20 protein-coding genes are annotated in these 24,290 nt (G+C 73.4%); 13 read left to right on the top strand and 7 right to left on the bottom strand.

Annotated features, from left to right (window positions below; genetic code table 11):
- Positions 1-56: 56 nt before the first annotated feature.
- From ABNF97_RS04490 to ABNF97_RS04480, 3 genes are all read right to left on the bottom strand, one after another.
- Entirely contained in the window at positions 57-1,130 is a 1,074-nt protein-coding gene (locus tag ABNF97_RS04490) for a DUF4192 domain-containing protein (RefSeq protein WP_349337734.1), read from the bottom strand.
- 272 nt (positions 1,131-1,402) lie between these two features.
- Positions 1,403-2,287 carry a fructosamine kinase family protein gene (locus ABNF97_RS04485; protein WP_349337733.1) on the bottom strand — a complete coding sequence of 295 codons (885 nt, stop codon included), beginning with the start codon at positions 2,285-2,287 and terminating at the stop codon, positions 1,403-1,405.
- A 113-nt stretch (positions 2,288-2,400) separates the two neighbouring features.
- A complete protein-coding gene (locus tag ABNF97_RS04480) occupies positions 2,401-2,910 on the bottom strand; it encodes a GNAT family N-acetyltransferase (RefSeq protein ID WP_349337732.1) in 510 nt (169 codons plus the stop codon).
- 79 nt (positions 2,911-2,989) lie between these two features.
- Here ABNF97_RS04480 and ABNF97_RS04475 point away from each other — a divergent pair, with 79 nt between their 5' ends.
- The 8 genes from ABNF97_RS04475 to ABNF97_RS04440 all read left to right on the top strand — a co-directional run bounded on the left by ABNF97_RS04475 (position 2,990) and on the right by ABNF97_RS04440 (position 14,859).
- On the top strand, positions 2,990-3,880 hold the full coding sequence (locus tag ABNF97_RS04475; RefSeq protein WP_349337731.1) for a fructosamine kinase family protein: 891 nt from the start codon (positions 2,990-2,992) through the stop codon (positions 3,878-3,880).
- A gap of 17 nt (positions 3,881-3,897) precedes the next feature.
- Positions 3,898-4,983 (top strand): GTP 3',8-cyclase MoaA, encoded by a 1,086-nt coding sequence (gene moaA / locus ABNF97_RS04470; RefSeq protein WP_349337730.1) that lies wholly within the window; start codon positions 3,898-3,900, stop codon positions 4,981-4,983.
- 2 nt (positions 4,984-4,985) lie between these two features.
- On the top strand, positions 4,986-5,243 hold the full coding sequence (locus ABNF97_RS04465) for a MoaD/ThiS family protein (protein ID WP_130461310.1): 258 nt from the start codon (positions 4,986-4,988) through the stop codon (positions 5,241-5,243).
- Positions 5,244-5,252: 9 nt separating this feature from the next.
- Positions 5,253-6,620 (top strand): metallophosphoesterase, encoded by a 1,368-nt coding sequence (locus tag ABNF97_RS04460; protein WP_349337729.1) that lies wholly within the window; start codon positions 5,253-5,255, stop codon positions 6,618-6,620.
- 100 nt (positions 6,621-6,720) lie between these two features.
- Positions 6,721-8,586: an Hsp70 family protein gene (locus tag ABNF97_RS04455; RefSeq protein ID WP_165436622.1), complete on the top strand. Its 1,866-nt coding sequence runs from the start codon at positions 6,721-6,723 to the stop codon at positions 8,584-8,586.
- Between the two features lie 277 nt (positions 8,587-8,863).
- Positions 8,864-9,334 carry a hypothetical protein gene (locus tag ABNF97_RS04450; RefSeq protein WP_349337728.1) on the top strand — a complete coding sequence of 157 codons (471 nt, stop codon included), beginning with the start codon at positions 8,864-8,866 and terminating at the stop codon, positions 9,332-9,334.
- 4 nt (positions 9,335-9,338) lie between these two features.
- On the top strand, positions 9,339-11,480 hold the full coding sequence (locus ABNF97_RS04445; protein WP_130461306.1) for a peptidase M16 family protein: 2,142 nt from the start codon (positions 9,339-9,341) through the stop codon (positions 11,478-11,480).
- Between the two features lie 115 nt (positions 11,481-11,595).
- Complete coding sequence (locus ABNF97_RS04440) at positions 11,596-14,859, top strand: UvrD-helicase domain-containing protein (protein ID WP_349337727.1); 3,264 nt, start codon at positions 11,596-11,598, stop codon at positions 14,857-14,859.
- 42 nt (positions 14,860-14,901) lie between these two features.
- On the opposite strand, the gene ABNF97_RS04435 is transcribed toward ABNF97_RS04440, so the two are convergent.
- Positions 14,902-15,648: a prepilin peptidase gene (locus ABNF97_RS04435; protein ID WP_165436621.1), complete on the bottom strand. Its 747-nt coding sequence runs from the start codon at positions 15,646-15,648 to the stop codon at positions 14,902-14,904.
- A gap of 253 nt (positions 15,649-15,901) precedes the next feature.
- On the opposite strand from ABNF97_RS04435, the gene ABNF97_RS04430 reads away from it, so the two are divergent.
- From ABNF97_RS04430 to ABNF97_RS04420, 3 genes are all read left to right on the top strand, one after another.
- Positions 15,902-16,816: an LppU/SCO3897 family protein gene (locus tag ABNF97_RS04430; protein ID WP_349337726.1), complete on the top strand. Its 915-nt coding sequence runs from the start codon at positions 15,902-15,904 to the stop codon at positions 16,814-16,816.
- A 599-nt stretch (positions 16,817-17,415) separates the two neighbouring features.
- Positions 17,416-17,880, top strand: coding sequence for an LppU/SCO3897 family protein (locus tag ABNF97_RS04425; protein WP_130465717.1), 465 nt, complete (start codon positions 17,416-17,418; stop codon positions 17,878-17,880).
- Between the two features lie 240 nt (positions 17,881-18,120).
- Complete coding sequence (locus tag ABNF97_RS04420; protein ID WP_130461302.1) at positions 18,121-19,383, top strand: DUF8462 domain-containing protein; 1,263 nt, start codon at positions 18,121-18,123, stop codon at positions 19,381-19,383.
- Positions 19,384-19,559: 176 nt separating this feature from the next.
- Here the strand turns inward: ABNF97_RS04420 and ABNF97_RS04415 are convergent, their stop codons facing one another.
- Positions 19,560-20,099, bottom strand: coding sequence for a GNAT family N-acetyltransferase (locus ABNF97_RS04415; RefSeq protein ID WP_130461301.1), 540 nt, complete (start codon positions 20,097-20,099; stop codon positions 19,560-19,562).
- An 82-nt stretch (positions 20,100-20,181) separates the two neighbouring features.
- Between ABNF97_RS04415 and ABNF97_RS04410 the strand changes: the two genes are divergently transcribed.
- Both ABNF97_RS04410 and ABNF97_RS04405 read left to right on the top strand, forming a co-directional pair.
- On the top strand, positions 20,182-20,727 hold the full coding sequence (locus tag ABNF97_RS04410; RefSeq protein ID WP_130461300.1) for a DoxX family membrane protein: 546 nt from the start codon (positions 20,182-20,184) through the stop codon (positions 20,725-20,727).
- Between the two features lie 342 nt (positions 20,728-21,069).
- Positions 21,070-22,515 carry a glycosyltransferase 87 family protein gene (locus ABNF97_RS04405; protein WP_349337725.1) on the top strand — a complete coding sequence of 482 codons (1,446 nt, stop codon included), beginning with the start codon at positions 21,070-21,072 and terminating at the stop codon, positions 22,513-22,515.
- A 15-nt stretch (positions 22,516-22,530) separates the two neighbouring features.
- Here the strand turns inward: ABNF97_RS04405 and ABNF97_RS04400 are convergent, their stop codons facing one another.
- Positions 22,531-22,998: a molybdenum cofactor biosynthesis protein MoaE gene (locus ABNF97_RS04400; RefSeq protein ID WP_349337724.1), complete on the bottom strand. Its 468-nt coding sequence runs from the start codon at positions 22,996-22,998 to the stop codon at positions 22,531-22,533.
- A gap of 1 nt (position 22,999) precedes the next feature.
- Entirely contained in the window at positions 23,000-24,268 is a 1,269-nt protein-coding gene (locus ABNF97_RS04395; RefSeq protein WP_502930440.1) for a molybdopterin molybdotransferase MoeA, read from the bottom strand.
- Positions 24,269-24,290: the final 22 nt, after the last annotated feature.

Genomic DNA, 24,290 nt, shown 5'->3' with positions numbered 1-24,290 from the left:
CTCCGGTTTCGAGGTGCCGAGGCACCCGGCGGTGACGCCGGTGCCGCGAAGCCGCGTCACCCGTCCTCGTCTCCGGGCCGGGACGACGGCCGGGGCGACGGCCGGTCGGGGTCGGGGTCGGAGTCGAGCCAGTCGTCGAGGACGGAGGGTCCGATGCCGGCCTGCAACGCCTCGGCCAGGAGCTGGGCGAACGAGTACTCAGGCCGCGCCTGCAGCGCACGCTCCACCGCCACGCCGGCCAGGGCACCCTGCCCGGCCCGCCAGGCGGCGAAGCCGAGCAGGCTGGCGGGAGCGGGCACCAGATCGGGCTCGGCCCGACGGAGTACGTCCGTCCAGAGCGCCAGGTGCCACTCCTCGCCGCCGGTCCGCCGCCAGGCGTCGTCCCGGACCGGCAGGTGCACCAGGAGCAGGCTGAGCCAGGCCACCTCGTCGTCGGTGAGCTGACCGCCGGTCCGGTACCGGTGCATCGCCCGGCGTACCGCCGTACGTCCGGCCCGGCGCAGCGCCCGGCGACCCTGCGGATCCCCGGGCCGGGCCCGGTCCAGCAGTGTGTCGAGGCGGACCTCCGCCCTCCTGGCCGCCTCCCGCAGCGCGTCCCGAGCCGGCCCGTCGAGCGGGGTGATCCGCCGGACCAGGGCGTCCCGGTCGGGTAGCGCGACCTGGCCGGCGAAGGTGGCCGCCGCGGCGAGTTGGCTGGTCGAGGAGTCGAACCGCCGCCCGTCGGCCGGACAGCAGTCGACGTCTGCGCACTTGTACGACCAGTAGCGGTCCCCGGTCACCCGGAGCGCTTCGAGCACCGGCAGCCCGACCCGACCGAGGGCGGCGGTCACCGCGTCGACCGCCGGGGTGACCCGGGCCGGCTCGCCGTACCCGATGACGGTCGTGGTCTCGACCTGTTGCCGGGCGACGACCGCCGCGACCTGCGCGGCGGCCTCGCCGACCTCTCCGCCGGCCGCCGGCCCGGCCGGGACGCCGGGCAGGTCGCCACGGGCGACGAAGACGATCCGGTTGCCGCGCAGCGCCATCACCACCACGCTGTCGGCCGGGTGGAAGCCGAGCAGGTACGGCACGGCGGCGAGCAGGTCGGCGGTCGAACGGACGGCGAGGACGGCTCGGTCGATCGGGGTCATGGCGGGGAGCGTGCCGAAGCGACGAACATGATCGAGTACCCGGTCCACTGCCTGTGGACGACACGCCCGGGGCTATCCACAGCTACTCTTCGTAGTTCCGCTGCTCAGCCACCAACCGCGACCCGTAGTCATTCGCATCGGATTCTTCGACGCCTTCGGAAGCCAGCCCAGGACCGCGACGGCCACACTCTCGCCTTCACTCCCGCCGCCTGGTACGCCCTCGTCACCGAGATCGCCCGCCAGCCGTAGCGCCGCTGTGCCGCTGCCGCTGCTCAGGTGCGCGTCCGGAACGGGGCGAGGGTGGCCCGGACCTGGTCGCCCGCACCCCAGTCGTCGTCGAACTGGGCCAGCACGGCGAGGTGCTGCCGCAACTGGAGGATCGGCATGCGGGCCTGCCAGTCGGCGTCCAGGGAGGTCAGCTCCGCGTACACCTCGAAGAACCGGTGCGCCTCGGGCGGCGGGGAGGTGGACCACACGTGCGCGAGGTCGACCTCGGCCCACATGTAGGACACCGCCGGATCGATCAGCGCGGGCTGGCCGTCCGGGGTGGCCAGCACGTTCTGCGCCCACAGGTCCCCGTGCGTCAGGCATGCCGGCCGGTCCGGCAGCAGGTCGGGCAGTCGGTGACACAGCCGCTCCAGCGCCGTCCGGTCTCCCGGGTCGAGTGCCACCTCGACCCGGGGCTGCCCCAGCCACCGGAGCAGCCGATGCTGTGCGAAGAACGCGAAGCCGTCGTCGTGCCAGGTGTTGATCTGCCGGCGGCGGCCCAGCCAGTTGTCGCGGTGCCATCCGAAGCGAGGATGGGCCGTGCCCGTGTGCAGGCGGGCGAGCGCGTGCGCGAACCGCTCCCAGAAGGCCTCGCTGCGCGGCCTCGGCCGCAGCACCGACAACACGAGCAGTTCCCGGTCCGCCAGGATCACCTCGGGCGTCGTCACGCCGCCGAGGTCGCGCAGTGCGGCCAGCCCCTCGGCCTCCGCGCCGAAGACGTCGTCGGCCGGCGCGTCGGCGAAGGCCTTGACGAACACCGACGGCGCATCCCGGCGAGTCGCTATGCCCGCGAGTGCCGCGAGCCCACCCGTCACCGGCTCCACCGCGACGACGTCGCGCACCCCGGCCCGGCGCAGGCACTCTGCCAGGAACGTCGCCGAGGGCGTCACGACGGGCTCCTCCTGTCCGGGGACCTGAACGCCACATCTTAGGTGAGCGGCAGTGGACCGGCTCCGGATGATCGACCTCCGGCCTCGGGTCGGAGACCGGACGACACGCGGGCTCAGGTGTGGAAGCTCTGCCCGTGCAACTCCACGGCGCTGCCCCGGGCCCCGGAGCGGGGGCGCAGCTCGACGGTCAGCTCGATCGCGGAGAGCAGGTCGTAGCCGGCGCCGCGCAGGCAGCGCAGCGCCGCCGCGTTGCGGGACTCCGGCTTCACGGTGAGCCGGGCCAGCCCGCGCCGCCGGGCCTCCTCGGCGACCTGGTCGAGCAGTGCCCGGCCGATCCCCTGGCCCCGCAGCCGGGCGGTCACCACCACCGGTTCGACCCGGCCGTCCCGGCCATCCATGATCAGACCGACCAGCCCGACGACCCCGGCATCGCCCCGCTCCGCCACCCACACCCCGGAGAGGTCCAGCCGGGTCAGGTACTCCTCGAACGCCGCGCCCGGGTCGGTCCCGCCGAAGGTCGGATCGTCGTACAGCTCGCGGTGCTGCTCGGCCAGCTCGACCCAGAGCCGCCGACCGGCCCGATGGTCGGCCGGCCGGTACGGTCGGATCGCGGTAGCGGCCACGTTCTCATATCTACTCCCGATCGCCGCGTCGCGACACCTGGTTGGCCAAGAGCGTCCGGCGAAGGGCTACCTTGCCCAGATGGACCTGGCGTACCTGCGGGAGCATCCCGGGCAGCTTCCGCTCTTCCTCACCCACCAGCGGATCCGGGAGACGCCGGTGCCCGGGGGCGACATCTGCGCCGCCACCCGGCTCACCCTGGACGACGGCAACTCCGTCTTCGCCAAGTCCTGGCCCGAGGGGGCCACTCAGCGCGTACCCGAGAACTTCTTCGCCACCGAGGCGGCCGGGCTGCGCTGGCTGCGCGCGGCCGGCGCGGTCCCGGTGCCGGAGGTGATCGCGGCGCTGCCGGAGTTGCTGGCGCTGGAGTGGGTGGAGCCGGGTGAGCCCAGCCCGGCGGCCGCCGGGCGGTTCGGCGCCGAGCTGGCCGCGCTGCACCGGGCCGGCGCGGGCACCTTCGGCGCGGACCGGCCCGGCTTCGTCGGGGCACTGCCACAGGACAACACCCCGTCCGCCGGCCCGTGGCCGGTCTGGTTCGGCGAGCACCGGCTCGCGCCCTACCTGCGGCAGTCGGTCGACAACGGCGCGCTCGCCGCGGCCGAGATCACCCTGGTGGAGCGGGTGATCTCCCGGATCGAGGAGTACGGCGGCGCCGAGCCGCCCGCCCGGATCCACGGTGACCTGTGGCCGGGCAACCTGCTCTGGGGTGCCGACGGGCGGGTCTGGCTGGTCGACCCGGCGGCGCACGGCGGGCACCGGGAGACCGACCTGGCCCAGCTCGCCCTCTTCGGCGGCGCCCCGCACCTCGACACGATCATGGACGCCTACCGGGAGGTGTGGCCACTGACCGACGGCTGGCGGGAGCGGGTGCCGGTGCACCAGCTCCACCTGCTGCTGGTGCACACCGCGCTCTTCGGCGCGGCCTACCGGGATGCGGTAGGTAGGACGGCCCGCGCCGCGCTGTCGGTGTGACGCGCTACCGTCAAGCGATGACCATTCCCGTTCGATCCGGCTCCGGTCGATCCGGGGGAGCGCCGGACCGCACGTCGGCGGAGCGGCCGGACGTCGGGGGCCTCGTCGACCGGTACGGCCGGGCCGCGACCGACCTGCGGGTCTCGCTCACCGACCGGTGCAACCTGCGGTGCACGTACTGCATGCCGGCCGAGGGGTTGCCCTGGCTGCCGAAGTCGGAGGTGCTGACCGACGACGAGATCATCCGCCTGGTCGGCATCGCGGTACGCCTGCTCGGGGTGACCGAGGTCCGGTTCACCGGCGGCGAGCCGCTGATCCGCCCCGGCCTGCCGGAGATCGTCGCCGCCGTCGCCGCGCTCTCCCCCCGGCCGGTGCTCTCGCTGACCACCAACGGGATCGGGCTCGACCGGCTCGCCGGGCCGCTGCGCGAGGCCGGACTCGACCGGGTCAACGTCTCGCTGGACAGCCTCGACCCGACCCGCTTCACCGAGCTGACCCGGCGGCCCCGGCTGGACGCCGTACTGGCCGGGCTGGCCGGGGCGGTCGCCGCCGGGCTGGCCCCGGTGAAAATCAACTCCGTGCTGATGCGCGGGGTCAACGACGAGGATGCGCCGGAGCTGCTCCGCTTCGCCCTCACCCACGGCTACCAGCTCCGCTTCATCGAGCAGATGCCGCTGGATGCCCAGCACGGCTGGGACCGGTCGACGATGGTCACCGCCGAGGAGATCCTCGCCGCGCTGCGGGCCGAGTTCACCCTGCTGCCCGATCCGGCCGAGCGCGGCGGGGCGCCGGCCGAGACCTGGCTGGTGCGGGGCTGGACGGACGCCGCCGGCCGACCGGCCCGGGTGGGGGTGATCGGCAGCGTCACCCGGCCGTTCTGCGGAGACTGCGACCGCACCCGGCTCACCGCCGACGGGCAGGTGCGGAACTGCCTCTTCGCCACCGAGGAGTCCGACCTGCGGGCCGCGCTGCGCGGCGGCGCCATCGACGACGAACTCGCCGACCGGTGGCGGGTGGCGATGTGGGGCAAGCGGGCCGGGCACGGGATCGACGATCCGTCTTTCCTTCAGCCGGCCCGCCCGATGTCGGCGATCGGAGGCTGACGATGACGTCCACATCCACCCTGGTCGTACGCTACTTCGCCGCCGCCCGGGCCGCTGCCGGCGTACCCGAGGAGACCGTTCCCGGCTGCGGCAGCCTCGACCAGCTCGCCGGTGAGCTGGTCGACCGGCACGGCGACCGGCTGGCGACCGTACTGGCGATGGCGAGCTTCCTGGTCGACGGCGTGACCTGGCACGACCGGCAGGCACCGCTGCCGCCCGGTGCGACGATCGACGTGCTGCCGCCGTTCGCGGGCGGCTGAGGAGCCACCTTGCTCGGAGTTCTGGGTTTCGTCGGCACGTTGGTGCTGGTCACCGGCCTGATCCACCTCTACCTGTGGAAGCGACTGGTCCGGGACACCACCCGGCCGGGGCGATGGCGCCGGGCCGGCGGGGTGACGGTACTGGTGCTGGCCCTGCTCACCCCGGCGACGCTGGTCGGCACCCAGCGGGGCCTCTACTGGCTGGCCTGGCCGGGCTACCTCTGGCTGGCCGTGATGTTCTACCTGCTGGTCCTGCTGACCGTGCTGGAGATCCCGATGCTGGTGGCCCGGCTGGCCCTGCGCCGCCGCCGCGTCCGGGCGGCCGTACCGGCGGTCGCCCCGGTCGAGGCCGGGTCCGGCGCCGTCACCACGCTCGGTGCCGGCGACGCGGACGCCGCGGGCAGCGCCACCCCGGAGCCGTCGCTTGTCGATACGGACGGCACCACCAGCGGAGGACCGTCGCTCGGCGCGACGGACGCCGGAGGCACCGCCGTGCCACCGCCCGCACCGGCCGCACCCCCGGCACCCGATCACGACCCGGGCCGCCGGTTGCTGCTCGCCCGGGGTGCCGCCATCTTCGCCGGGCTCACCGCGACCGGGGTCGTCGGGTACGGCGTCCGCACCGCGCTCGGTCCGCCGCAGCTCGACCGGGTCGAGATCCCGCTGGCCAAGCTCCCCCGGAGCATGGACGGGCTGCGGATCGCCACCGTCTCCGACATCCACATCGGGCCGCTGTCGGGTCGGGCGCACACCGAGCGGATCGTGTCGATGATCAACCGGCTCGACGCCGACCTGGTGGCGGTGGTCGGTGACCTCGTCGACGGCACGGTCGGCGAGCTCGGCCCCGCCGCCGCGCCCCTGCGCGACCTACGGTCCCGGTACGGCAGCTTCTTCGTCACCGGCAACCACGAATACTATTCCGGGGTCGAGGAGTGGGTGGTCGAGCTGGACCGGATCGGGCTTCGGGTGCTGCAGAACCGGCGCGAGGAGATCCTGGCCCGGGGCGGCGCCCTCGACCTGGCCGGGGTCAACGACCCGACCGGCGAAGGACTGGGGCTCGGCCAGGGCCCCGACTTCGACGCGGCACTCGGCGGCCGGGACCCGAACCGACCGGTGGTGCTGCTCGCGCACCAGCCGATCAACGTGCACGAGGCGGCGAGGCACGGCGTCGACCTGCAACTGTCCGGGCACACCCACGGCGGCCAGATCGTGCCGTTCAACCTGCTGGTCCGGTCGCAGCAGCCGGTCGTCTCCGGGCACGCCACCATCGACGGCACCCAGCTCTATGTCACCAACGGCGCTGGCTTCTGGGGGCCGCCGGTCCGGGTCGGCGCGCCGCCGCAGGTGACCCTGGTCGAGCTGCGCTCGACGGCCTAGCCAGTACGCGCCCCGCAGCCCGGCCGCCTGAACGGCAGACCCGGTGAACGTCCGTGCCCAGCGCAGCCAGCTCGCCGCGACCCCGGGGCATAATGCGGCTGTGTTCAATGGCGGGCTGGGCGTTCCGAACGTCGACGGGTTCACGCTGGCGATCGACTTCGGTACGGCGCACACGGTCGCGGCCGTACGGTTGCCGGACGGTCAGGCGAGCCCGTTGCTGTTCGACGCCACGCCGCTGTTGCGTTCTGCGGTCCATGCCGGGCAGGGGCGGCGACTGCTGACGGGGCAGGACGCGGTGCGCGCCGCGCGGATCGACCCGGCCGGGTTCGAACCGTACCCGAAACGGCACGTGGACGAGCCGGCGGTTCTGCTGGGGACGGAGGAATACCCCGCGGCGGAGTTGATCGCCGCGGTGCTGCGTCGGGTCGCGGACGAGGCCCGCCGGGTGTCCGCGGCCTCGGTCGCGCGTACCCTGCTGACCCACCCCGCCAGTTGGGGCCCGCAGCGCCGGCGGGTGCTCCTTGATGCCGCCGACCGCGCCGGGCTCGGCACGGTGGCTCTCATGCCGGAACCGTTCGCCGCCGCGCGGTTCTTCGCCCGCTCCGTCGGCCGCCAGGTCCCGGCCGGCTCGGCGCTGGTGGTGTACGACCTGGGGGCCGGCACGTTCGACATCAGCGTGATCCGGCATCGTGGCGACGGGACCTGGGATCTGGTGGCCACCGACGGGCTGGACGACCTGGGCGGGCTGGACCTCGACGCCGTCGTCCTCGACCAGGTCGGCGGGGTGGCCGGCGGGCGGGATCCAGCGCGGTGGCAGCGGCTGCGTCACCCGACGACCGTCGAGGAGCGGCAGCAGCACCAACTGCTGTGGGACGAGGCGCGGGCCGCCAAGGAGCAGCTGTCCCGGGCGTCCGTGGCGACGCTCCGGTTGCCGTGGGACGGCGTGGAGGTGCACCAGACCCGGGAGGAGTTCGAGCAGGCGGCTCGGCCGCTGCTGGATCGGACGGTGGCGCTCACCGCCGCGACGCTGTTCCGCAGCGGGATCGCCGCGGATCGCGTCGCCGGGGTGCTCCTGGTCGGCGGCGCTACCCGGGTGCCACTGGTCGGCACGCTGCTGCACCAGCAGCTGGGCATCCCGCCTTCGGTCATGGATCAGCCCGAACAGGTCGTCGCGCTCGGCGGACTCGGCAGCGCGATCGGACGGGCCGAACCAACGGACCTGGTGCGCGGGGGCGCCGCCGTGCACGGTCGCCAGCCGTCGCCGCCGCCCGGCGGCGGTGCGCCGGCGCCGTCCGGACCGGGTGGAGCGGTGCCGCCCCGGCCGGGCGCACTGCCCCCGGTGGCGCGGCCGCGACGCCGCCGGCCCGGGTGGCGCGCCTGGACGTCGATGTCCGCCGTCGTGGTCGTGGCGGTCGCGGCGGTCCTCCTGGTCGACAACACACCGTGGTCCGGCCGGAATCCGACGGACGGCCGCAGCCCCACGACCGGCGTGACCGGAACCGACGCGGTGGCGGCGACGTTGGGCGAGCCGGTGCGGGTTACCGGGGCGACCTCCGGCGGCACCGGGTCCGCCACGGTCGAGGTGACCCTGTCCGGTCCGACGGTGAGCACCATGGTGGAGCTTCCCGGCGGCAAGGTGGGGGTGCCGAAACAGGGCAGATACCTGACGTTCGAGGTCATCATCGAGGTCATCGACGGCGTCTACCACTTCAACACCCTGCATTTCCACCTCGTACCGAGGGCCGAGGTGGCCGGCTGGCGGGAAGGCGGCGGCGGGTTCGAACCCGAGGTTGTCGCCGGTGGGTTCGAACCGATCGTGAAGAGCAGGAGGATGTCGGCGGGCGATCGGAACAGCGGCAACCTCGTCTTCGACGTGCCCCGGTCCGCGGTCGACGACGCGGCGGTCGTCATCGAGTCATGGCTGCTGACCGACGGTCCGGCCGCGGCGTTCTGGCCGGTGATCTGAGCCCGGCGCGGGTGGTCGCGGTGGTATACGTTTCCTGGCTATGGCATCACAGGTCGCTCAACCGACAGAATGCGTGAACCGTACCGGTAGGCGGCTGTTCCGCGTGGTCGTCGCCTCGGGTGCTCTGATGATCACCGTGTCGGTCGGCGGATGCGGCGCGGACGAGCCGCCGGTCGTTGCGGACCGGACCCAAACCCCCACCCCCAGCGCTCCTGCCGTCCGGACGAGTGCGCCCGGTCTGCCGGAGGTGGCGTCCAAGGCGCCGCAGCCCGATCCCGTGGCGGGCACACCGGGCAACACGGTGACGGTGAGCGGCAAGAACCTGTTCGGCAACAAGTCCGCCACCATCGAGGTGACGCTCTCCAGGCCGAAGGTGCACACCGAGGTGAAGAGCGCCAACGGGGTCCGGATCAAGCCCAAGCGGGGAGCCTTCGTGGTGTTCGACGTCGTCCTCGAAGGCGTCGAAGGCACCTACGAGTTCAACCCGCTGCATTTCCATCTCATCCGGGGCAGCGAGGTGCCGGCCTGGAGAAGCAAGGCGGACTTCAGTCTGAAGAAGACCCCGGACACCCCTACGCCGATAGACGAGTTCAACTCGATAAGTTTTGGCTCGATATCGGCGGGGGATCGGATCAGCGGCAGTCTCGTGTTCGACCAGCCGAGGACGGCGGTCGACGGCGGGGCGGTCGTGCTCAGGGCGCTGCTGCTGACCGACGGCCCGGCCTCCGCGTACTGGCTGCTGGACTGACGCGATGGTGGATGTGTCCTGGAAACGGGACGGTGGCACGCCATGGCTGTTGGCGCCGCGTGTCGACGGCCCGACCTTCGTGGGCGTCACGTTCGCCGTCGGCCTGGCGCACCAGCCGACCGAGCAACTCGGCGTCCTCGCGCTGCTCGGGGCGTGGCTGACGGGAACGCTGACCCGCCCGGCCGAGGCGGTCGACCGGGCCGGCCACGAGCCGCTCGATCAGGTGGAGTTCGTCGCCGGGCAGGCAGACAGCTCGCTGCTGCTGGTCGGTTCGGCGGCGGCCGTGGTCGACGGGCTGCACCGGGTCGAGCGACTCCTTGCCGCGCCACCGGAGATCCTGCTCGACGACGGGCTGCGGGAGCGGGCGTCGCTGTCACTGCCCGCCCTGGCGCCGTGGACTTCACATCTGGTCGCCCGGTGGCCCGGCTACCTGCCGCAGCTCGCCGCGCTCGGTCCGCTGGCGGTCGGCACCCTTGACGGAGCGGCGGTTGCCGACTTCGCGCGCACCCGGCTCGGCGTCGCGAACCGGGTGTACTGGACGAACGGCACCGATGTGCCGACGCTGGCCGGCAACGATCGGCCGGCGGCACCAGGGGCGCCGGCTCTGCCGCCGTTGCCCGTCGACGCGTTCGGGGCGCCGCGCTGCGTGCTACAGCGCAGCGGTGAGCTGTTCAGCATCGCGCCGCCCGCAACGCCCGCCGTCGAGGTGGCGCTCTCCATGCTGGCAGACCGGCTGCACCGCCGGCTGGTCGTGTTCGAGCCGCTCGCGACCGAGGCCAACCTCTCGACGTACCCGGTCGGTGACGACCGCGTGCTGGTCTGCGGCGCCGCCGCCCCGGTGACCGGCAAGGAGGTCGCGGCCGGCGAAGCCGCCCTGCAAACGGTGCTGGACCTGACCGAGGCCACCGTGAGCGACGCGGAGGTCGAACGGTTCCGCCGGGCGCTCGCCGACGCACCGCTGCCCGCCGCACCACATGAGCCGGCCGCGTTGCGTTGGCTCGCGCGGCGGCACCTGCACCGCGGTGACCACCCGACACCGCAACACGTCGCCGACGAGTACCGGAACCTTTCTGACGATGCCGTCCGGGACGCGCTGCGCGGGCTGCGGAACAGCCTGATCTACTCGGTGCCGGGCGCCGCGGTCGGCGAGCCGCCGTTCCCGCTGGCGGAGCGCACGGCCCCCGAGCCGGCGACCGGGCGCCGGTTCCGCGACCGGGTGGTGCCTCGGCGGGCGGTTGTCTGCTCTCCCACCCGGATCGGCGTGCTCGACACCGTCGTCGAGAAGCACTGGGCCGGTCCGCGCAGGCTGGTGGTCACCACGTCGAGCGTGGCGTTCGACCAGATCGTGCTGCTCGTCCACACGGGCGACCAGGCCACCTCCCTGGTCGACCGGCAGCTCTCCTCCGTGTCGTTGACCTGGGGCGCCTACCGGGCAGGGCAGCACCTCCGGCGGATGGTCGACGCGCGCACGGTCGGTGTGCCGGCGATCCGGCGACCACCGAACCCGGCCTGGGCGGCCCAGGTGGCCGGGGCGATACGCAAGCGGCGCCGCGACCTGGCCATCACGGCGACCTGCGGCGGCGTGATCGCGAGTGTGCTCGTGGGTGCGCTGGTCGCCTCCGGCGCCAACCGGCCGGAGCCGGCGCCGCGGGTGTCTCGGACCGTCGACCCGGGCACCGTCGTCTCGCTGCCCAACGGCACAATGGTGGCCGCCGACCAGCCGGAACTGATCGTCAACCTCAACCCGGAGACGCCGTACGCCTACGCGGTGCGGGTTCGCATGTGCGGCGGCTCCACCCAGGAACCCGCCGGCGGCGAGCACCTGCAACGCAACTACTTCGGCTTCGACCGTTTCGGATTGACGGTTGGCGAGGCGGCAGGAACCGGCTTCATCGGTCTGCCCGGTCGTCCCATCCCACACGCGACGAGCCTGGATCACCACCAGTGCGGCACCGCGTGGCTCGCCTACCGGGTGGGCCCCCCGGATCCGGCCCGGGAAACGACACTTCGCTACACCAACCTCGCCGGCGACCGAGTCACCTGGCGGATGCCCGCGACACCGCCCCGATCGACGCTGAGCCGGCCCTGCCCCACACCGGGCGGTCCGGCCGCCGGCCCGGCCACGCCGGTCCCCTGCCCGAGCTGAGCACCGCAGCGGCGCCCACGGGGCTCTACCGCCCACTCAGGACGCCTGATCGGCGAGAAATCACACTCGCGCGTGGCGACACGCGCTCGCGTACGGGTCCGTGACAGGATGCGGCGTGTCTCCGTTGCGCGCCGCACCCGCTGACGGCTCTCCCTCCGCCGCTACGCCCTTCGTCGCTGACCTGCACATCCACTCGAAATACTCGCGCGCGTGCAGCCGTGACCTGACCATGCCGAACCTGGCCTGGTGGGCCCGGCGCAAGGGAATCAGCCTGCTCGGCACCGGTGACTTCACCCACCCCGCCTGGTACGAGCACCTGCGCGAGACGCTGCACCCGGCCGAGCCGGGGCTCTACCGGCTCAGCCCGGAGGCGGAGCGGGAGATCGTCCGCCGGCTCCCACCCCGGCTGGCCAGCGCCGCCGAGTCGAGCCCGATGCGCTACATGCTCAGCGTCGAGATCTCCACCATCTACAAGCGGGACGACCGCACCCGCAAGGTGCACCACCTGATCTACCTGCCCGACTTGGACGCGGTGGCCCGGTTCAACACCACGCTCGGCCGGATCGGCAACATCGGCTCCGACGGGCGGCCGATTCTGGGCCTGGACTCCCGGGACCTGCTGGAGATCACCCTGGAGGCCAGCCCGGACGGCTACCTGGTGCCGGCGCACATCTGGACTCCGTGGTTCTCGGCGCTCGGCTCGAAGTCGGGCTTCGACGCGATCGCGGACTGCTACGCCGACCTCGCCGAGCACATCTTCGCGGTCGAGACCGGGCTCTCCTCCGATCCCGGGATGAACTGGCGGGTCTCCAGCCTGGACCGGTACCGGCTGGTCTCCAACTCGGACGCGCACTCCCCGCCGGCCCTGGCCCGGGAGGCCACCGTCTTCGCCACCGACCTCGACTACCACGCGGTGCGGGATGCGCTGCGTACCGGGAACGGGCTGCGGGGGACCATCGAGTTCTTCCCGGAGGAGGGGAAGTACCACGCGGACGGGCACCGGCTCTGCGGGATCAACTGGGAGCCGGAACGGACCAGAGCGGCGGGCGGGCGCTGCCCGGAGTGCGGCAAGCCGCTCACGGTCGGCGTACTGAGCCGGGTCGAGGACCTGGCCGACCGGCCGGATGGGTACCGGCCGGCGGCCGGACCGCAGGTCACCCATCTGATCCAGCTCGCCGAGATCCTCGGCGAGATCAACGGTGTCGGCCCGAAGTCGAAGACGGTGGAGGGGCAGCTCAACAACCTGGTCGCCGGCCTCGGTGCCGAGCTGGACATCCTCACCGTCACGCCGGTGGACGAGATCCGCCGGGTCGGCGGCGAACTCCTCGCCGAGGCGATCACCCGACTCCGGCGCGGCCAGGTACGCCGGATTCCCGGCTACGACGGCGAGTACGGCGTCATCACCCTCTTCGAACCCGGTGAACTCTCCGCAGGCTCCGGCGGCGGCCGGGGCGGGGCCGGGCAGACGGAGACGCTCTTCGCGGACGCGCTCTTCGACGTACCCGTCCCCCGGCAGCGACCGCCCACGGAGCCGAAGCCGCCGGCCCGGACCGGCCGATCGGCGTCTCCGGCGCCGGCCGACCCGCCGGAACCGCGCCGCCGGGTCCGGGCCGCCGCCCCACCGGCCGAACCCGCGCCACCGCTGGCCCCGCCGCCGTCGCCGCACGAGCCGTTCGAGCCGATGCTCGCCGGCATGGAGGAGGTCGGCACCGGGCTGCTGGACCGGCTCGACGCGATGCAGCGGGTCGCCGCCTCCGCACCGGGCGGGCCGCTGTTGATCGTCGCCGGCCCCGGCACCGGGAAGACCCGCACCCTCACCCACCGGATCGCGTACCTCTGCGCCGAGCTGCACGTCTATCCGGAGCACTGCCTGGCGATCACCTTCACCCGGCGGGCCGCCGAGGAGCTGCGGCACCGGCTCGACGGGCTGCTCGGGCCGGTCGCCGAGGACGTCACGGTCGGCACCTTCCACTCGCTCGGCCTGACCATCCTGCGGGAGAACGCCCGGGCCGCCGGGCTGCCGGACGACTTCCGGATCGCCGACGACACCGAGCGGGCGACCGCCCGGGCCGAGGCCGGCGACGACGACGCGACGTACCTGAAACTGCTGCGCGGCCAGGACCTGGTCGACCTGGACGAGCTGGTCGGCCTGCCGGTGACGCTGCTGCGGGAGAATCCGGAACTGGTGCGGCGGTACCGGGACCGGTGGCGGTGGATCTTCGTCGACGAGTACCAGGACGTCGACGCCACGCAGTACGAACTGCTCCGGCTGCTCAGCCCGGCCGACGGCAACCTCTGCGCGATCGGCGACCCGGACCAGGCGATCTACGCGTTCCGGGGCGCCGACGTGACGTACTTCCTGCGGTTCTCGCAGGACTTCGTGGACGCCCGGCTGGTGCGGCTGACCCGCAACTACCGCTCGTCGGCGCCGATCCTGGCCGCCGCCGTGCAGGCGATCGCGCCGTCCGCCCTGGTCCGGGGGCGCCGGCTGGACCCGGCCCGGCTCGACCCGGAGGCACCGCTGGTCGGCCGCTATCCGGCGGCCTCCGTCGCGGACGAGGCCGATTTCGTGGTACGCACCGTCGACGAACTCGTCGGCGGGCTGTCGCACCGCTCCCTCGACTCGGGCCGGATCGACGGGCGCACCTCGAACGTGTCGTTCTCCGACATCGCGGTGCTGTACCGGACCGACGCCCAGGCGGCACCGATCCTGGACGCGCTGGCCCGGGCCAACATCCCGGTGCAGAAGCGCTCGCACAACCGGCTGCGGGACCGACCCGGCGTCTCGGTGATCGCCCGTGAGCTGCGGCACGCCGACGGCCTCGGCGGCTCCGTCGCCGCCCGGGTACGCCTGGCCGGGCAGGTACTCGCCGAGCGGCACGCCACCCCCACCCTGGACGCCACCGGCGGGATCGGCCCGGACGACATCTGGACCGCCGCCGACCTGCTCATCCCGTTGGCCCGGCGCTGCGGCGACGACCTGGAGCTGTTCCTGGCCCAGCTGGGCACCGGCGCCGAGGTGGACGCGCTCGACCCGCGCGCCGAGGCGGTCACCCTGCTCACCCTGCACGCCGCCAAGGGGCTGGAGTTCCCGGTGGTCTTCCTGCCCGGGTGCGAGGACGGGCTGCTGCCGCTGCGCTTCCCGGGCTCCACTCCGTCGGAGGAGGAGGTGGCGGAGGAGCGGCGGCTCTTCTTCGTCGGGTTGACCAGGGCGCAGGACCGGCTCTACCTGAGCCACGTGGCCCGGCGACTGCGACACGGTAAGGAGTGGGACTGCGTACCGTCGCCGTTCCTCGACGCGATCGACGCCGGGCTCTTCGAACGGCTCGGCGACAGCGCACCCCGCCGCCCGAGGGACCGCCAACTGCGGCTGCTCTGAGCCGTCGCCCGTCACCGCCGCTCGCGCCATGCGGCTCCTGGTTCAGGCGGCGAGGAGTACCGCGCCGAGCGCGCCGGTGAGCATCGCCGGGCCGTGTGGCAGGTGGTCGCGGCGGCCGATCCGGCGCAGCCGGAGCAGCACGGCGGCGTACCCGCTGGCCAGCAGCAGGCCGGCGAGCGCGCCGTAGAGTGTGCTGCTCCAGCCGTACCAGCCGGTGGCGAGCCCGAGCCCGATCGCGAGCTTGACGTCCCCCGGCCCCAGCCCGCCGGGCGAGAGCAGGACCAGCCCGAGGTACGCACCGGCCAGCGCCAGCGCAGAGGCCGCCGCCACCGCGTACCGGCCGACCTGGCCGGAGGTGAGCGCGGCGGCGCCGAGCAGTCCGGCGAGACCGGCCGCCGCCGGCAGGGTCAGCCGGTCGGGAAGCCGCCGTACCGCGACGTCGACGAAGCCGAGCACGATGCCGAAGCCGGCGATCCAGGCGTACGCCAGCAGCGGGAGTACGCCGTCGGTCCGGGCGGCGAGCGCGGCGAAGACGGCCGCGGCGACGACCTCGACCAGACCGGTGCGCGGACCGACGGCTTCCCGGCAGCGCGGACAACGCCCGGTCGGCGACGGCACGCCCAGCGGGTTCCACCGGGTCGGCACGCCGAGCAACGCCGCGCAGTGCGGACAGCTCCGTCCCCCGGGTAGGACGTACCGGAAGATCTGCCGGCGCAGCAGCGGTCCGAGCAGGATGCCGAGGAGTCCGGCCGCCGCCACCACGCCCGGTGTCACGACCCGCCCCGTCACGGGGTCACGCCCCGCCCCGCCACCGGGTCGAGGCGCGGGCAGGGCACCCGTCGGCCGAGCCGGCGCCGGGCCACGAGGTCGGCCCGCTTCGCCGCGAGGTCGGCCCGCTTCGCCGCGAGGTTGACACGCTTCGCGGCGAGGTTGGCGCACTTCCGGGAGGTGGGCTCATTGGGGGGCCACGCTACGGTGACACAGCAGGCTCGTCCCAGGCGGGTGGCGAGCCTCTCACCGATCCGTACCAGGAGGACAGTCGATGGCCAACTACGGACCGCCCGGCGGACCGTACCCCGGTCCGGCGCAATCGTGGAACGACCCGGACCGGCAGACCACCGACGAGTACGGCCAGCCGGTCGACCCCTGGGGCGATCAGGACCACGCGAGCGGTCCGGGGCACTGGGGTGGTGGACAGCCGTCCGCGCCACCGGACGGTTTCGGTTCCCCGGTCAGCCATCCCGGATATCCGGCCGGATATCCGGAGCCGGCTGGTCCGGGCACGCCCCCGGGTTCGGGGACGCCCGGCGCCGACTATCCACCGACCCAGCGACACGACGTCGGGTACGCTCCGTCGCCGCACCACTCCGGCGGATCCGCGCCGTACGCTCCGGCGCCGGGCGGGTGGACCACGTCCGACGCCGATCCGGTGTGGGCGACGCCGGTCCCGGACCCGTCGTGGTCCACCTCGACAGCCGACCCGATGCCGAGGGGTGGCGGCAGCCGGGCGTTCGCCGCCGTCCTGGTCGGGCTGGCGGTGCTGGTTCTCGGCGGTGCGGCGATCGGCGTCTACCTGCTCGGCCGCGACGACACGCCGTCGGACGCCCTGCCACCGGCCAACGAGCAGACCGAGGAGCCGGCCGACCAGGCCAGCTATCCGGTCGAGCAGCCGGCACCCACGACCGCGCCGGCGGCACCGGATCCGCCCTCCACGGACGCGCGGTTCGTCAAGGCCGGACAGTGCGTCCGGAACGAGGGTACGGAGGCTGCGCCGAAGCTGGCGATCACGAAGTGCGCGCCACAGACCTACGAGGTGCTCGCCCGCTACAACGGCGTCACCACCGGCGCCTCGGACGCCAAGACCAAATGCTCCCAGGTGCAGAACTACACGAACTTCTACTTCTTCAACAGCGAGCTGGACGAACTGGACTTCGTGCTCTGCCTTCGGAAACGATAGTTTCCCGGTGTGCCGGCATCCGGCACGCCGACGCGACGAGCGGGGGTCCGAGCGACCTGCCGCGTATCCCTGCGCCCACCCCGACCCCTGCGCCTGCCACCCCGGGTTTCCGTGACGCGGTCGGGGCGTGCGCCCTATCCAGGAGAAGCATGTCGATTTACGGAACACCCGCCGGTGGGCAGCCCGACGATCCCAACCCGTATCCCTCGTCGGGCCCGCCAGCCGGTGGCGGCCCGCCGCCACCAGCGGGGCCCTCGTCGCCCGGCCCTGGCTATCCGCCGGCTCCGGACGCCGGCTATCCGCCGCAACCACCATCGCCCGGCTACCCATCGCCCGGCTACCCATCGCCCGGCTATCCGCCGCAACCACCGTCTCCGGGCTACCCGTCGCCCGGCTACCCATCGACTGGCCACCCGTCTCCCGGCAACCCGCAGCCGGCCGGCACCGGGCACGGGCAGCCGAGCGATGCCCCGAGCCCGGCCTGGGGGCAGCCGCCGACCATCGGTGGGGCGTACCCGTCCGGGTACCCAGGGGCGGCCGCCCAGCCGCAGCCCGGTCCGCCCGGGGCGCCGTACGGCGGCGCTCCCGGTGCGCCGGGTGTGCCGGGCGGTCCGCCCGGCGCCGGGCCGAAGTCCGGTGGCGGGCTGAAGATCGCCCTCATCGTCGGTGGCATCGTGTTGGTGCTGCTCTGTGCCTGTCTCGGCGGCGGCACCTGGTGGCTGGTCAATCAGTCCGGCGAGGATTCGGGCCCGGGCACCGGGGCTCCCGCTCCGAGCAGTTCGGGGTCGACTCCGAGCCGTCCCGCCAGCACCCCGTCAAATTCGTCCTACCGGTACGCGGTGGGCGACTGCCTGGTCAACGACGGTACCGACGACGAGCCGAAGCTCCGCAAGGTGCCGTGTGGACCGGACACCTACGAGGTGCTGTCCCGGATCCCGTTCACCACCGACCCGAAGCAGTGCAAGGACGACCCGATCTTCGGCTCGCCGGAGTCGGACGCGAACTACGTCTGGGACGATTCGCTGGACCTGGGCGACTTCGTGCTCTGCCTGAAGCGACGCTGAGCAGCACCCGATCCGATTCGGTAAGCAAAACTAGGGCTGTCTAGCGTCCACGCTAGACAGCCCTAGTTTCCGCTCGACGCCCGCACCTTCCGCTCGACGCCCGCACCTTTCCGCCGCGCCGGCCTACGGCTCCAGGGCCGTCGCCGCGACGCCGCGACGTCCGATTCCCGGGCGCGACACGGGTACACCGATCTACGGATGTCTAGCGTCCCAGCTAGATGACCCGATAGCGTGCGATACGTGGATCCGGTCCGCAACCCGTACGCGCCGGGCGCCGGCCAGCGCCCGCCCGAACTCGCCGGGCGGGGGCGCGAGCTCGAGGTCTTCGACATCGTGCTGGAGCGGATCGCCCGGGGCCGCCCCGAGCGCAGCCTGGTCCTCACCGGCCTACGCGGAGTCGGCAAGACCGTGCTGCTCAACACGCTCCGCTCCCAGGCCATCAACCGACTGTGGGGAACCGGGAAGATCGAGGCCCGCCCGGACCAGTCGATCCGGCGTCCGGTGGCCGCCGCCCTGCACATGGCGATCCGGGAGCTGGCGCCCCGGCATCGGGCACCCGACCGGATCGACGACTTCCTCGGCGTACTCAAGGCGTTCGCGCTGCGCTCGGCTCCGGCCGCAGCGGGGCGGGGAGCCGGGGCGACCCGGCTGCGGGACCGCTGGCAACCCGGCATCGACGTACCGGCGGCGAGCGGCCGGGCCGACTCCGGCGACATCGAGATCGACCTGGTCGAACTCTTCACCGACGCGGCCGAGGTCGCCGCCGACGTGGGCACCGGGGTCGCGGTCTTCCTCGACGAGATGCAGGACCTCGGCCCGGAGGACGTCTCCGGGCTCTGCGCGGCGTGTCACGAGTTGTCCCAGCTCGGCGGGCCGCTGATCGTGGTCGGTGCCGGGCTGCCGCACCTACCGGCCGTACTCTCCGCCGCCAAGTCCTACTCGGAACGGCTCTTCCGCTACCAGCGCATCGACCGGCTGGACCGGATCGCCGCCGACCAGGCACTCTGCGCACCCGCCGCCCGAGAGCAGGTCGAGTACGAGCCGAAGGCCCTCGACCTGCTCTACGAGAAGTCCGGCGGCTATCCGTACTTCGTCCAGGCGTACGGGAAGGCCACCTGGGACTCCGCACCCCGGTCACCGGTGACCGCCGCCGACGTACGGGTCGCGGCGCCCGAGGCCGAGGCCGAGCTGGCGGTCGGGTTCTTCGGTTCCCGCTTCGAGCGGGCGACCCCGGCGGAGCGGGAGTACATGCGGGCAATGGCCGCGCTCTCGCTGGTGGCGGCGCCGGACGGTGACGACGGCACCGGCGGCGGTCACCGGGACGACATGGACGCCGCCGTCTCCACCGCCGAGATCGCCCGCTCGCTGGGACGCAAGCCAGCCAGCCTCTCGCCGGCCCGGGACGCACTGATCAAGAAGGGGCTGATCTACTCGGGTGAGCGCGGCACGGTGGCCTTCACGGTCCCGCACTTCGGCCGGTACCTGCGCACCCAGCCGGCCTGACCGGCGCGCCGCCCGGCGCGTCCCGCGACCGCCGCGGCCCCGGCGGACCTGCCGGTCGACACCCGGGGCAGCGGGGCGGCCGGCGCCGCCGCGACCAGCCACCACCCCCGCGACCAGCCCCCCGCGAGGCGGCGGCACCCGCGACCGACCACCACCTTCGCCGACCGGGCGGAGACTCACACCTGGGACCAGGGTGGCGGAAAGGTCACCTCGCCACTCGGCACCGGGTCGTCGGAGCCGTCCACTGACGGCAGCACCAGCGCCTGCCACGGATCACCAAGGCCCGACCAGGGGCTGGTCAGGCCGAACCGGGCGGCCGGGGAGAACCCGAACCGGCGGTAGTAGGCGGGGGTGCCGAGCACCACGACCAGGCGCTCGTCGAGCTCGGCGGCGGCGTCGAGCGCGGCCCGGACGACATCCTGGCCGTACCCTCGGCGCTGCCGGGCCGGCCGCACCGCCACCGGGCCGAGCGCCAGCGCCGGCACGGCGCCCGGCCACACCTCGACCCGGCTCAGCAGGGCGTAACCGACCAGCTCACCGTCGACTTCGGCCACCATGGACAGCTCGGGCAGCCAGGCGCCGCTGCCCCGCAACGCCTCGACGAGCCGCGCCTCCGGGGGCAGCCGGACGTCCGGGCCGGCGAACGCCTCGGCGAGCAGTTGACGGATCGCCAGGGCGTCGGCTGGGCCCTCTGCGCGAAGCCGCACAATCGTCACAGTTCGCGACGGTACCGCGACCGCGCCGTCCAGTCTCCCACTTCGAGGGGTGAAGAACGGTGCGATCGGGTAAGACTTGGGCATGAAACCCGTACGCACGGTGGCTCGTACCCTGTTGAGCACGATCTTCGTGGTCAGCGGCGCCCGCGCCGTGGCCAATCCCGAACTGCACGTGGACCGGGCGAAGCGGGTGACGGGCAAGGTCGCCCCGCTGTTGCAGGGCATCCACGAGGGAATGCCGACCGACCCGGTCAGTCTGGTCCGGGCGAACGGTGTCGCCCAGCTCCTCGGTGGGCTGATGCTGGCCACCGGACACTTCACCCGGCCGGCCGCCGCACTGCTGGCCGGTACGCTGGTGCCGACCACCCTCGCCGGCCATCCGTTCTGGGAACATGACGACCCGGCGCAGCGGCAGACCCACCAGATCCACTTCATGAAGAATCTCGGACTGATGGGCGGGCTGCTGCTGGCGGCGGCGGACACCGAGGGCCGGCCCGGGCTGGGCTGGCGGGCCAGCCACGCGGTGGGCAGCGGTCGTCGACGGGTACGCCGGGTGGTACGCGGCGCCCGCCGTGACGCGCGAATCGCCGTACGCTCCGCAGCGGCTGGCCGGCGGCTGCCGGGCTGATCGCCGCACGTCCGGGGCCGGGCTGACCGCCGCAGGCCTGGTGGCGAGGGCCGGTTCCGGGGTTGCCGGGTGGTTTCCCGGGCTGCCGATGTTCCCGGGGCGCCGGGGGTCGGGATCGCCGATCGGCGCATGGTCCATGCCGGACATATGCTAGTTTCACCTGACTGAGCGGCTGTGAAACACCTGAACCGCACTCCCTGCGTTAACGCGGTGGAAATGTCGCGAACCAGTGTGGGATCGGACACGGTCGCATAACGCGGGAGGCATTCCAGTGACCCACCGTTCTAGGCTCCCTGGAGGACCTGGGCGGAAGACCGACATCGGTACGGGGGTGGCCACGCCATGCCGGCGACCGTCGAAAGACGGCTAGGCCGCCTCGCCTCAGTCCGCCGCTTTGCTCGTGGAATCGACCGTCGAGCAGTCGTACGGATCGGCGTCGTCGCCGTCGTCTGCTACGCCGCGTGGCTCGCCATCGCCACGTTCGGACGGCCGTACAACTTCTTCGACATGAAGATCTACCACGGCGCGGTGGTCTGGTGGGCGGGCGGACACGAGCTCTACGACTTCATCGCACCCAGGACCACCCTCGGCTTCACCTACCCGCCCTTCGCCGGCCTGGTCATGCTGCCGATGGCGAGCATCCCGCTCGGCCTCGCCGGGTGGATCAACATCATCGCCAGTGTCGCGACCCTGGCGGTCGTGCTCGCCGCGCTACTCAAGCCGATCACCGACCGGCTCGGCTGGTCGCTCTGGTTCACTCTGGGCCTCGCCGTGCCGATGGCGGTCGCCATCGAGCCGGCCCGGGAGACGCTCGGCTACGGCCAGGTCAACCTGCTGCTCTTCGGGCTCGTCATGGCCGACCTGGTGGCGCTGCGCTGGCGGGCCCGACGTGGCAGCCGGATCACCGCCGGTGACGGACCGCTGCGCCGGCTCTTCTTCAGCGGCGCCTGGGCGGGGATCGGGATCGGCCTGGCCACCTCGATCAAGCTCACTCCGGCGCTCTTCATCGTCTACCTGCTGATCACCCGGCAGTGGCGGGCCGCGATGACCGCGGTCGGCACCGCGATCACCGTCACCGTCGGCACCTTCGCGATCGCCGGCCGCGAGTCGACCGCCTACTTCACGTCGGTGCTCTGGCAGACCGAGCGGGTCGGCGCGGCGGACATGACGCCGAACCAGTCGCTGGCCGGTGTGCTCGCCCGGCTCTACGACTCGATCGAGACCCCGACCCTGCTCTGGCTCGCGTTCGCGATGCTGCTGCTGGCGCTCGGGCTGTCCCGCGCCTCGCACTCGCACGCCGACGGCGACGAGCTGACCGCGTTCACCCTGGTCGGGCTCACCACCAACGTGATCAGCCCGATCTCCTGGTCGCACCACCTGGTCTGGGTCATCCCGGCGATCCTGATCCTCGCCGACGCCGCGAGCCGACGCCGGGCCGCCAGCCGGGGCCCCTGGCCGCGTCCTCCACTGCCGAACGCCGCCAACGGCCCGAACACGATCACCGGGCTGCGCACACCGATCTGGTTCCCCACCCTGACCGGCCTGCGGCACGGTGCGGCCGCGCTCGGGCTCTACCTGCTCTTCCTGATCTCACCGATCTGGCCGTACGAGCACCAACTGCCGGAGGTGTCGCACTACCAGGACGGCTTCTTCGGCGCGCTGATGGAGAACTCGCTCGCCCTGGCGATCATCCTGCTGGTCGCCGCGCTGCCGTGGCGGCCCGGTGCGGAGCCGGCGTTCTACGCCGAGCACGCCCGGTTCGACCGCCGACTCGCCAGCCAGCGATAGCCCCGGACCCGGGCGTCAGGGGCAGTTCACCCACTCCTCGGTGCCGTCGGCGAAGAGCTGCCGCTTCCACACCGGCAGCCGGGCCTTGACCTCGTCGACCAGTCGCGCGCAGGCCGAGAACGCCGCCGCCCGGTGCGCGGTACTCACCGCCGCCACCAGGGCGACATCGCCGATCTCCAGCGGGCCGAGCCGGTGCGAGACCGCCACCGCGCGTACGTCCGGATCGGCCGCGATCTCGGCGGCCACCTCCCGCAGCACGTCCGCCGCGCTCGGGTGGCCCTCGTATTCCAGCCGGAGCACCGAGCGGCCGTGGTCGTGGTCGCGTACCACTCCCTGGAAGGAGACCACCGCACCGGCGGCCGCGTCGGCGACCACGGACTCGTGGAAGGCGACGTCCAGCGGGGCGGTGCCGACGGCGGCATGCAACCGGCCGGTCGACGGCACAGCTCCGGTGTCGACGGCCGGCTCGCTCCGTACGCTCATCTCACACTCCTTGCTGGGGGCGCTCTCCGGGCAGCAGCGGCAGGGGGACGACCGGCACCCGATCACCCGGTTCACCCTTGGTACCCGGGGCGATCACGGCAAATCCGGCCGCCCCGGCGAGCCCGCGCAGCATCGCCGAACCGACGTGCCGGACCGGGTTGGCGGTGTTGTCGGCGGGGTCCACCCGGACCAGCGCCAGATGGGTGTAGTCACCCCGCCCGGCCACCGGCTCGGCCAGCGTCACCCGGGGCAGCTCCGGCATCGCCCGGCCGCACAGCCCGGCCAGCAGCGGGGCGACCAGCGAGACGACCGCGACGATCGCCGACTGTGGGTTGCCCGGCAGCCCGGCGACGAACCGGGCCCGACCGTCCGGCCCGGTCACCCGGGCGAGCAGCATCGGGAAGCCCGGGCGCACGGCCACGGTGTTGACGACGTACTCCGCACCCAGGTCGCGTAGGGCCGGGTGCAGGTGGTCGACCGGCCCGTGCATGGTGCCACCGGTGGTGCAGACCAGGTCGGCGGTGGCGAGTCCCTGGCGGAGCGCCTCGACGTGCGCCTCCAGGGTGTCGGCCACCGGACCGACGACGTCGGCGGCGGTGATGGTGCAGCCGTACCGGCGCAGCCAGGCGGGGACGGCCGGGCCGAGCGAGTCGCGTACCCGGCCGGCACCGGGGCGGCCGGCGGTGAGCAACTCGTCACCGAAGATGATCAGAGCGGCCCGAGGCGCCCGGCGAACCCGCAGGGTGTCGTAGCCGCACGACGCGGCGAGCCCGATCACGCCCGGGTCGACCGGGGTACCGGCCGGAAACAGCTCCTCACCGGCATGCGCCTCCTCGCCGGGGGCCCGCCACTCCGGCGCCGGCCGCAGTGTGCCGGCGACCAGCCCGTCGGCGGTACGCGTCGACTCCTCGACCCGGAGCACTCCGGCCGCACCGGCCGGCAGCATCGCACCGGTGGCGATTTCGACGGCGGTGCCCTCCTCGGCCAGCGGTGCCGGCGCGCTGCCGGCGAGCACCCGGCCGACGAGCCGCCACGGCCCGGTGCCGCGTACCGCCCAACCGTCCACGCTCGACGTCGGAAAGGCGGGCAGGTCGGTGAGGGTGGTCAGCGGCTCGGCCAGGGTCTGGCCGTCGGCCTCGGCGACCGGCAACTCGACCGGCACCGGTGCGGCGGCGCGGCCGGCGTCGTACACCCTGGACCGCGCCTCGACCCAGTCCAGGGTCGGCGGACCGGCCGACGGATCGGCGGCGACGGCCGCCTCGGTGCTCACGCCGCCCCACCCGCTTCGGGTA

It is taken from the genome of Plantactinospora sp. B6F1 (assembly GCF_040120695.1).
In the GTDB taxonomy this organism is placed as follows: Bacteria; Actinomycetota; Actinomycetes; order Mycobacteriales; family Micromonosporaceae; genus Plantactinospora.
Note: the sequence above shows the minus strand (reverse complement) of the source record. Positions and strands in the feature narration are given on the sequence as shown.

Coding starts and splice junctions, on each gene's coding strand:
- ABNF97_RS04430 (WP_349337726.1), top strand. CDS start 15,902: ATGGCCAACTACGGACCGCCCGGCGGACCGTACCCCGGTCCGGCGCAA.
- ABNF97_RS04475 (WP_349337731.1), top strand. CDS start 2,990: ATGGACCTGGCGTACCTGCGGGAGCATCCCGGGCAGCTTCCGCTCTTC.
- moaA (WP_349337730.1), top strand. CDS start 3,898: ATGACCATTCCCGTTCGATCCGGCTCCGGTCGATCCGGGGGAGCGCCG.
- ABNF97_RS04400 (WP_349337724.1), bottom strand. CDS start 22,998: ATGAGCGTACGGAGCGAGCCGGCCGTCGACACCGGAGCTGTGCCGTCG.
- ABNF97_RS04465 (WP_130461310.1), top strand. CDS start 4,986: ATGACGTCCACATCCACCCTGGTCGTACGCTACTTCGCCGCCGCCCGG.
- ABNF97_RS04445 (WP_130461306.1), top strand. CDS start 9,339: ATGGTGGATGTGTCCTGGAAACGGGACGGTGGCACGCCATGGCTGTTG.
- ABNF97_RS04410 (WP_130461300.1), top strand. CDS start 20,182: ATGAAACCCGTACGCACGGTGGCTCGTACCCTGTTGAGCACGATCTTC.
- ABNF97_RS04490 (WP_349337734.1), bottom strand. CDS start 1,130: ATGACCCCGATCGACCGAGCCGTCCTCGCCGTCCGTTCGACCGCCGAC.
- ABNF97_RS04405 (WP_349337725.1), top strand. CDS start 21,070: ATGCCGGCGACCGTCGAAAGACGGCTAGGCCGCCTCGCCTCAGTCCGC.